The organism is Clostridium sp. AF19-22AC, from assembly GCF_003479085.1.
Taxonomy (GTDB): Bacteria; Bacillota; Clostridia; order Lachnospirales; family Lachnospiraceae; genus Faecalicatena_A; species Faecalicatena_A orotica.
On the sequence record NZ_QUGN01000059.1, the window covers coordinates 1 to 1,675 of the forward strand.

At 40.7% G+C, this 1,675-nt stretch carries 1 protein-coding gene; it reads right to left on the reverse strand.

Annotation, left to right across the window (positions count from 1 at the left end; all coding sequences use genetic code 11):
- Positions 1–107 precede the first annotated feature (107 nt).
- On the reverse strand, positions 108–1,355 hold the full coding sequence (locus DWX43_RS26735) for an IS110 family transposase (RefSeq protein WP_118623116.1): 1,248 nt from the start codon (positions 1,353–1,355) through the stop codon (positions 108–110).
- Positions 1,356–1,675: the final 320 nt, after the last annotated feature.

A 1,675-nucleotide genomic window follows, 5' to 3' on the forward strand; every position in this document is an offset into this window, starting at 1 on the left:
AAGATTGAAAATGAAAAGTAGAGGTTATCCATTACCTTAATCGCATTACAATAAAGCCATCTTACGGTGGCTGCTTTGAAAATTGAATATGTAGACAAAGTTATAGGTTATTCCGTTGCTGACTTGATGCGGTAACCTTGAAACTGAGCCATTAAAATAGCCTGCTCAACCGTGATTTCACGGGTTGTCGGAAGAATATCAGATTTTTGGTATAAATCTGAATTATAATTCTCACCATTTTTGAGCATGTGGTATAATGCTGTAAGAAGCATTCTTGCAATAGCAATGATTGCCTTCTTATGACCGCGACGCTTTTTGATACGGAGGTAGCGGTCACGAATTTCAGGATGCTTTTTGCTCTTGATCGCAGCGTTTGCACACTGTACAAGAAGAGGTTTGATATAGCATCCGGCCTTGGAAACCCGGACAGATTTTTTCTTCCCTGCACTTTCGTTGTTGGTTGGAGTAAGACCAGCCCATGAACATAAGTGTTTCGCCGAAGGAAAAGCCTCCATGTTTGTTCCGATTTCGGAGATGATACCGATAGCAGTAAAGGTGTTCTTAAAACCTGGAGCGGTTAGGATAATGGAAATTTCCTGCTGATAGGGATTGGCGAGCGCAAGAATGAGTTCTTCTAACTCTGCTTTCCGGGATTCAAGGTTATCAAAATGTTCTTTAATGATCTTTAATTTAGCAGCCTGTTCCGGAGTAATATATCCGTCAATGGCGAGTTCCAGTTCAGGAAGTTTATCTTTCATGGAACCATGGATTAAAGATTCAATATCAAAAGAAGTATTATCAGGATTTTCAAGGATTTTAGCAATAATCTTTTGAGAACTTTTGCCAAAAGTGTCCGAGACAACGCTTGCCAACTGAATGTTGGAAACCGTGAGACAGTTCTGGTATCGGTTCTTTTCACTGGATTTAAAGCAGGTCAGTTTGAAACGGTAACGCATAAGGTCACGGAGCTGTCGAATGTCAGCAGGAGGCATAAAGCTACCGGCAACAAGATCATGCTTAAACAGGTCAGCAATCCATTTCGCATCTTTCTTGTCAGTTTTTTTACCACGGATAGCCTTAACATATTTGGGATGAGCAAGGACGATGGAACAGTCATGTTCTAAGACGTTGTAAACGGGAATCCAATATTTACCTGTAGATTCCATACAGACATCCTTGCAATTACGGTCGAGCAGCCATTTGAGCAACTGTTTCAGCCCTTTCGTGTAGGTTGAAAAGTGATGGCGCTCATAGGTGGTAATGCCTTGCTTATCAGTTTTAGCAATACAAGCCACTACAAAGTTTTTGTGGACATCGATGCCACAACAAATTTTGTACACGATTTTTAAAGCCATAGGGACTCCTTTCAGAACCAAAAGGTTCACTAAAGATTATAGGGAGAGACGGCATTGACTGAACGCCTAAGCCATAAACGAAGTAGTTTATACAAAGATAAGATTACGTGCTTGGTGTCACACTTATTTGTGCTTGAAAAGGCGAACTACACATATAAGTATTCGGTCATTCCCAAAGTGGAACAACCCACTCACCTCCCCGTGATTTGTAGTATACCGAGCTCCCTACAAAAAGAATTATAAAGAAAAAAAGCTGGGCAGAAAACTGTTTTCATAACGTTTTGTGCCTGAGCGAAGCGAAAGGAATGGATATAAGTATG

Coding starts and splice junctions, on each gene's coding strand:
- DWX43_RS26735 (WP_118623116.1), bottom strand. CDS start 1,355: ATGGCTTTAAAAATCGTGTACAAAATTTGTTGTGGCATCGATGTCCAC.